Here is an 8,240-nt window from a genome sequence, read left to right on the forward strand (position 1 = left end):
CATAGCGCGCAGCCCTTCACATATTTCGGTCATCGAATCGCACCGGCTGAGGACGCCAAACAGCATGGTAACCAGCTGGGGTTTTGCCTTAAACGTCTTATAGTAATGGTCTGCACCATGCTTTTTCACCAAGCTGCTGACATTAATGGCATCGATTAAGTTGATGGCTTGTTTGAAAATCGGCTGTCCGACTAATTTTATTTCTGTATTTTTGCCCATGTTGTGTTTTTTTTTGCAAAACAAATCTACAACATCGGGGTGAAACCTTCGGGGAGTAGCCCCTTATTTTTATTCAACTAACGTTTCAACTGGAATCTTTTTGTCGGACAGTAGTGAAATTATTATAATCACAACAATATATGACTTATCCTGCATTAACATTAATTTTTTATTACTATTCATATGATGTGAAGCAGTCTTTTTTAAAATGTTTGCTAACTCGTTTATAAACCCTACTTAGTTGGGTTTATCTACTTCACTAAGGTATCAATAATGTGGGTATGTGTTGCGGGGTGGGTGAATAATATTTGGTTAGATGCAAAAAGATGCGCTGCGGGGCGAGTGGCAGGAGGTATGCCTCGTGCTCAAATGAAGGTGCAGTGAAGGCAGCGCAAGGAGTGATGGCGCGCAAAGGAATGGGCATGCGCGCTGCCAGCTGGGTTGCTACCGTAACCCCGGGTAACCAGCCTGAGAGCTGGTTTACCCGAGGCTAATAATATTTAAGGCCTACGGCCTAATTGCGTCAAACAAAGTTGCATGGTTAACGAGTGGCCTTAAGGTTTACGTTTGGACCTCCGCATGAAAAGTTAACGGTTCATGCACAAAATGTTTGTGAGACAACACCTCTCTTTTAAAGGAGGAAGAAATGGATGTTTCCAGCAGAGGCAAGCCATGAGCCCTTCAGAGTTCTCGCGGGGCATGTAGTGCGGGAAGAAAAATTATTTATTAAGGGCAGTTAATTATTTTCTACAATAAGAATAAAGCAATTACTGCTGCTCCATATCCAACTGTTATCATAAAAATTCTGTCGTTCTTTCCTGCCCCAATAAATACTCCTTCAAGCTCTTCGCGTTTGATTTCAATCATTTCTCGTTTCCTAAATAAATGATGTTTGTATCGAAGCGTTGCTCTTGCAATTATTGAAGAGTCCTTAATTTCAATAAGTTTAAGATACTTTATGGTTGCAATGTCATTTCGCAATTTCCTTCTGGAATAGAAAAGTATTTCTTTGTATGGTCTAGGTTCTTTTCTGGCTTTTTGCCCGAAATAGTATGTCGTACCATTTAACAGGATTTGAATGCTATCGGTTTTAGGTAGAACGTCGAAGAATCTGTTCCCAATTTCTTTATCACCCCACGCTAAATTTGTTCCATGCAACGAGATTGTTTGTTTGTCTTCAAGTTTATAGTAAACAGTATTACCAAATCTTAACATTGGTGAAAGAGGCCATATTTGTGCAAATGTCGTAGATGTAGTCAGGAAAATAGCAAAAGAAAAAAATATTGACTTAATAGGATGACTCATGTTTATCAGTTTAATTGACCCTAAAGATTTATAACCCGACAAAATGTCCGTTTACACGCCTACCGATAGTTAGTTGCATAACCACACCTTTTATTACAGTATATTTCTTCACTAAGGTATCAATAATGTGGGCATGTGGTGCGGGGTGGGTGAATAATATTTGGTTAGATGCTAAAAGATGCGCTGTGGGGCGAGTGGCAGGAGGTATGTCTCGTGCTCAAATGAAGGTGCAGTGAAGGCAGCGCAAGAAGTGATGGCGCGCAAGGGAATGGGCATGCGCGCTGCCAGCTGGGTTGCTACCGTAAGCCCGGGGTACCAGCCTGAGAGCTGGTTTACCCGGGGCTAATAATATTTAAGGCCTACGGCCTAATTGCGTCAACCAAAGTTGCATGGTTAACGAGCGGCCTTAAGGTTTACTTTGGAACTCCGCATGAAAAGTTAACGGTTCATGCACAAAATGTTTGTGAGAAAACACCTCTCTTTTAAAGGAAGGTGAAGAGTATGTTTGCAGCAGAGGCAAGCCATGAGCACTTCGGGGTTATTCGCTTCGCTCATGAGCCCTTCAGGGTTCTCGCTGGGCACTTCGTGCCAGTTAAAGTCTATTTATTGGCAGTAGTTTTTTGTTTTATTGATTTTATTGTGGGTCAAAGTGAATACGACCAAATGTATAAACCGCAACCTTCTTTCCATTTAATAATCCGGCATCAGTTTTTATCTTGATTACTTCAGATGTTAACTGTTTAATATATTTTTGCTCAATTAAATCAATCTTTTCATTGTCATCACAAAACATAAGTGTAGGACAAATCATGACATTAGATATTGAACAATCTGCTTCGACAACAAATCCATAGAATATATAAATCGGGAAGCATTTTGAACTTTCTACAAGATGAACTTTCTTTGCAAAAAAATCCATCAGTTTTGAGCCTGTCACTATATCAGGCATATTCTCAACAAATAGATAAACAGGTCTTTTAGATGTATCAATTGTATTTGGATAATTTTTTAGTACTATTTTGCAATCAATTTGACAATAACAATACTCACAAAAAAACAAACCAATTAATACGATCAAGACACTTCTCATATTTCTCTAATTTTTAATTGTTTATCAAAACTAGCGACCGTTTCTTAAAATTACCGCTAACGGTTGAGGCTATATGCAGTAATGAACTGCGGGCTACGTTCCGTTCCACCGACACCGAAGTTTGAGCGGGGCAGAATGCTCGAATTACCACTGAAACCCCCATTGAATTAAGCCTTTGTTACTGCCTGATGTTCATTTATCTCGTTAAGTAATCCATTGTTAATCATGAATCTCGCTTTCAACCCAAATTTGTTTTTCAAACTGTAATTCGGGTAAAATAATTTTCACCTCTTGCTCTTTGTCTTCGGCTTGCCAGTGTACAATAAAATTCACTTTTGCTTCGTTCAACTCATAGCCATTTCTTCTTATCTCTGCTAATTTATCAAGAAATTTCTTTGAGAATTTTAAAATCAATTCTCCTTTTCCATTCTTGCATCCTTCATCTGATATAAGAATCGAATCTCCGCTTGTCAATGGGCTTACTCTCTTCTGTATGAACTCAAAATAGCCTAAGTTCAAATCTTTGTGTGTAAGATGCATTGCCAAACCGCTTGGAGGTTGGAATATGTTATTGTTTTCTACTCTCTCTACTTCTTCTGTTTTTAACTTGTCAAGATAATTTCCATTCAAGTGAATTATCAGTTTTTGTTTTGCTCTTGTCATTGCAACATACAACTGTCGTTTCTTTTCATCTTCTCTAGCATCAAAGTTTTCAAGCATAAGAAAAACATTGTCAAACTCTTTTCCCTTTGCTTTATGAATGGTTGAAACAAAAATTGTTTCTCCATTTTCATTTATGAAATCTTCAAGTTTTGATTCCCTGATAAAAACCTCAAAATCAGATTTGTATTTCTTCTTTGTGTTTGTTGCTTCAAAATCTTTAATGAGGTTGTTCCAGATTTCAAACTTTGAACTGTGCTTGTATCTATCAATCACTTTCCTTTTAGCGTTACCCCAAACATCATCACTGATTGTAAATACTTCATCGTCTAATTTCAATTCATTTAAAAAGAAACGAACCTCTGCTAGATTATACAAACTAAAGCCATCATTAGATTGAATCAATTGAGCTTGCAATCCTCTTTTTGTCAAAAGTCCTGCAACCTGAAATGCTTCTTCGTTCTTGTGGGTTAGAACGCATGTCGTTCCTGATAGTCCCATAGAAAGTATGTCGGCAATTAAAGGAGTGATAAGATTGCTATTCTTGTAATGAACAATTTTGATTTTTCCATTATCGGTTTGTTTTGCTTCAATCGGAATTTCTTTCAGTCGTTTTTCAATTGTCTTTACAAACTGATTAGTGAATGAAACCAAATTGCTTTTGCTCCTGTAATTTGTTATGAGTTCATATTTGGCTGCTTTCTTTTCGGTAATGAAACTCAATAAGTATTTTGAATCTGCTCCACGCCATTCGTAAATATTTTGGTCATCATCACCAACTGCAATCACTCTCATTTCTTCGTTTTTTTCCATCAGCACTTTTATCAGCTCAAATTCGGCCTCGTCCATGTCTTGTGCTTCATCAATTACTAAAACAGTTTTAGTAATTCTGCTTATCTCAACTTCGTTGTTTTTAATTTTCTCAACTGTTATTTTGACTATTTCATCTGCTCTGTCAATGGTTCCAACTTTTCCCAACAAGTCAAAACAATAGGAGTGAAAAGTTTTCATGTCAATGAAGTTGGCCGCATTTCCGATTAGTTCAATCAATCTCTTTTTAAATTCTGTTGCCGCTGCTCTTGAAAATGTTACCATTAGTAACTGTTCATGTTTTACATCTTCCATTAAAAGCAACGAAGCTAATTTGTGAACTAAAACTTTTGTCTTTCCGCTTCCTGGCCCAGCTGCTACTACAATGTATTTTGAATTCTTATCATCAATAATTCTTCTCTGAACATCTGACAATGAATCAAAAAGTTGTTTGTATTTTTTTGGTGTTATGTTTCTTTTTATTTCGGACTCTCGGCTACCTTTGAAGTATATATTTAGGAACGAAGGAAAGTTCAATTGAAAATAATCGTCAACAAACGTCAATGCTCCAGTATAATCGTCAATCATCTTTTTTGCATACTCCCCAACGATATGTATTTGCTGAACCTTATGGTCGTAATAATCACTTAGTTTCTGGTAATCTTGTTCTTTGTATTGAACTCTTGGATTTAGTTCAATTTTATCAATAGTGAGTTTGTTGTATACCACAAGAAAGCCGCCTTCTATTTTTATTGCTTCAATTCTTGACAGATAAAACAATGTATCTTCAATGTCCTCAATCGTTGCTTTGACTTCAAACAACTGAAGTTGTTTACTAAAAGCTTCTTGCAATTCAAGAACAGAAAATTCAACCAACACTTCGTCTTTATCAGGTTCTCCTTCTTCCTTAATTGTATTGCTCTTTGCATACAAGTAGCCAACAATAAATTGAGATAAGATGTGCCGCTGCTCTAACCTCTTTTTTAATTCTTCTTTGGGCTGACAACTTATTGCTACAATATGATTCTTGTTATAATCTTTATTGTGTCGTTTAATCCAATTCTTAATTGCCCAAAAGTTTAACAGCGTTTTTATTTTGTTTGGCGTTACATCTTTGCATCCATTTTCTTCCGCTTTTTCATTCAGTTCCTTAATGTGAAATGATTTTTCCTGTTCTTCAAACAATGGACAAAGGAAATTTTCAATTAGTCCATAGGATTCAACAATATCGAGTGAACTCTTTTTGTTCACTCCCTTTTTGATAAATGCAGTCAAATCTTTTGCATCTGCTAAAATCTTCTCATCACGCAAAAGATTTACAACTGAAATCACATTCTTAATTTCAATTCCTAAATTGTCGGAGATATAATCAACTCTAGATTCCGCTTCGTCTTGATTTGATTGCTTTCTGCTCTTACTTGAAAAAAGAGTTTTGATAATTCTTGTTGCCGTAATTTTTTGTTCTTCGCTAAATTTTTGCGAATGCATTATTTTATCTATAGCTTCTTGTGCGTTTTTTGAGAGAATACTATTGGCAAAAATCCTCGGCATATTTTGCTTCCGCTTCAAATAGCCAGCTTCTTCTAATGCAGAAATGGCTGTTGTAACTCTTGTTTCAATTTCATTCAAATTGTCGTCCCAACCTGCTTGCCTTGCAATTTCTAAAGCAGATTTCTGAACACTTGATTTGACTTTTGTAATGAATTTTATTGCTTTCCAAATTTGCTGTATTTCATGTATGTTGAGCTTTGTTTGATTTAGCAAAATGAAATGTTTGCCTAAATCTTCCTCGTTAAATAATACATAGCAGTCAGCTGTTATATTTTCATCTCTTCCTGCTCTTCCTGCTTCCTGAACATAGTTTTCAAGCGAATCGGAAATCTCATAGTGAATTACCATTCCAACATCTTTCTTGTCAACCCCCATTCCGAAGGCAGAGGTTGCAACCATTATCTGAACGTCACCTGCTATGAAAGCATTTTGATTTTCTGTTTTCTCCTGACTTTCCATTTTGCCATGAAAAGCTCTGGCATTAAATCCATCTGCACTTAATCTTGCAGCAAGTTCTCTTGCTCTTTTTGTTCTTGAAACATAAATGATAGTTGGGCAATCTTTTTCTTCAATTAAATCACGAACGGAGTTATACTTTTCTTCATCGTCACTCTTTTCAAAAACTTTGTAATGGAGATTTGTTCTTGAAGCTTTAGAAGGGAAAATTTCTAACTTGAGTCCTAACTTTTCTTTGAAGTATGCACAAATATCTTCAATTACTTTTTGTTTTGCAGTTGCAGTAAAACACGAAACAGGAATTTGTTCATCAAGATTTTTATTTTCTTGTAGCGACTTTATAAAGTCACCGATGTATAAATAATCAACTCTAAAATCTTGACCCCACGATGAAAAGCAGTGTGCTTCATCAATCACAAAGCGAACAATTTTTCTTCCTAATAATAATTTCTCTGTTGTTTTTGAACGCAAAGATTCAGGAGAGATATAAAGAATGGATGCAAATCCATCTTGAACTCTTTGAATTGATTTTGCTCTTTCAATCGGGTCAAGCAAACCATTTATTGTTACTGCATCTGTGATTCCAATTCTTTCAAGATTATCAACTTGGTCTTTCATCAATGATTGCAAAGGAGAAATTACAACTGTCAATCCTTTGGCATTTTCGCCACTCATCAAAGCTGGAACTTGGAAAGTGATTGACTTGCCTCCACCTGTTGGAAACACAGCCAAAATTGATTTGCTGTCAATGGCTGCTTGAACTGCATTCTCTTGTAATGGTTCACCTGCATAACTTCTGTATTCGTCAAATCCGAAATATGTTTTAAGTCCTTTGTGTATGTCTAATGCCTGATTGCAATACACGCAGCCAGTCAAGCAAGGATTGTTCCTTAATAAAAACATTATTCGTTCAACTTTCGGATAGTTCTTTAAAACCCAAGGCGGTGTGATTGAGTAGCGGTTGTTACAATTAACGAGTGCTAAACAGTAAGATAATTCAATCGGGTATTCAGAAATTATTTTAGTAAGGTCAGCTTGTTCACATATTTGAGATTGAAATTTTTCTCTAATTATTTTTTCAATATCGGTTTCGCTGCTCTTGTAGGCAATGAAACGAAAAAAAGAGTGGAACTCTTTTTTCTCGTTTAATAGCAAATAGAAAATTTGTTTTAGTTTTTCATCTGCTTGATTGAAAATAGAAACTTCGTCAAAGAAAAGGTCTTTGGCTTTGATAGAATCGTTAAGCGGATTGTTTGTGTCCTCTGTTTGAAGTTTGTCGTCTTTGAGCAAAGAATGATAGGGCATTGTTGGAAACAAAAGGGGAGAGAGGAATAAAGTGTCAATGATGTTTTCTGAATTAACTTTAGCATCAGTAATAGCATTGTCAATATATAGTAAATCGTGATTTAAAATATTGTGTCCACAAATGAACTCAGTCCCGTTTAAGAATTTTATAAAGTCAGCAATAGAATTTGAATGAAAGGAATTGCCGTTGTCCTTGACGCTTCCAATGTCAAGAATCTTTCGGCTCTTTGGCTCAATCTCGGTATCAATGAATGCAATTGATTTCATCTCGTGTATTGGCTAATTTGCAATAATTCAGATTGTGTTTGATTTTTTATGTAAATATATAATTTTTCCAACTCGTTTTTTTTCATTGATTATTGGTTGTCACTGTCTTTTTCACACTTGGCGGCAACGGTTGGCGGTATGTTTTTGTTGCCGAATTCGAAGCACTGTCCTGTCATGATACACGAAAGTTTATTAGATGTAGAAACGCTGAAACCTGCACTAACTCGGCAATAAAATATACGGCGTGTGTGTGCCTTGAATGGTAAATATAGTAAAAGTTCTTTAAACGGAAGCGTTTTTGGAACAAGTCCAGAGGGTGAAAGTCCCTTGTGCGCGGAGTCGTGTCCGAAGCACTAGCAAGTGGCAAGGTGGTTTGGGGTGACCCATGCACTGAAGTAAGCCAAACGGCAAACGTCTGAACTGACGAACAGGAACGGGATATGAGGCACAGCTGCTCGGGTGAGCAAGCACACCATTGCAAAGCCCAACGAATACAAACAGGGTAGCTATGTAGATCCCGCAGGGTTAGACGGAAGGACATTTACCTTACCGAGGGAGATCTCCCGATGCTCGTGAG

The 8,240-nt window shown here is 36.7% G+C and carries 4 protein-coding genes; all 4 read right to left on the minus strand.

Features of this window, described 5'->3' with window-relative positions; all coding sequences use genetic code 11:
- A partial coding sequence (locus BLS65_RS16510; RefSeq protein WP_125869924.1) for a DUF4372 domain-containing protein occupies window positions 1-219 on the minus strand: 219 nt, incomplete at its 3' end.
- 747 nt (window positions 220-966) lie between these two features.
- Window positions 967-1,524: a hypothetical protein gene (locus BLS65_RS16515; RefSeq protein WP_125869925.1), complete on the minus strand. Its 558-nt coding sequence runs from the start codon at window positions 1,522-1,524 to the stop codon at window positions 967-969.
- A 634-nt stretch (window positions 1,525-2,158) separates the two neighbouring features.
- Window positions 2,159-2,614, minus strand: a complete 456-nt coding sequence (locus BLS65_RS16520; RefSeq protein WP_092440921.1) for a hypothetical protein — start codon at window positions 2,612-2,614, stop codon at window positions 2,159-2,161.
- A gap of 219 nt (window positions 2,615-2,833) precedes the next feature.
- Window positions 2,834-7,663 carry a RecQ family ATP-dependent DNA helicase gene (locus BLS65_RS16525; protein ID WP_092440922.1) on the minus strand — a complete coding sequence of 1,610 codons (4,830 nt, stop codon included), beginning with the start codon at window positions 7,661-7,663 and terminating at the stop codon, window positions 2,834-2,836.
- Between the last annotated feature and the right edge of the window lie 577 nt (window positions 7,664-8,240).

The organism is Williamwhitmania taraxaci (genome assembly GCF_900096565.1).
GTDB lineage: Bacteria > Bacteroidota > Bacteroidia > Bacteroidales > Williamwhitmaniaceae > Williamwhitmania > Williamwhitmania taraxaci.

Excerpts from the sequence above, each read along its gene's own strand:
- BLS65_RS16515 (WP_125869925.1), bottom strand. The coding sequence starts at position 1,524 with ATGAGTCATCCTATTAAGTCAATATTTTTTTCTTTTGCTATTTTCCTG.
- BLS65_RS16520 (WP_092440921.1), bottom strand. The coding sequence starts at position 2,614 with ATGAGAAGTGTCTTGATCGTATTAATTGGTTTGTTTTTTTGTGAGTAT.
- BLS65_RS16525 (WP_092440922.1), bottom strand. The coding sequence starts at position 7,663 with ATGAAATCAATTGCATTCATTGATACCGAGATTGAGCCAAAGAGCCGA.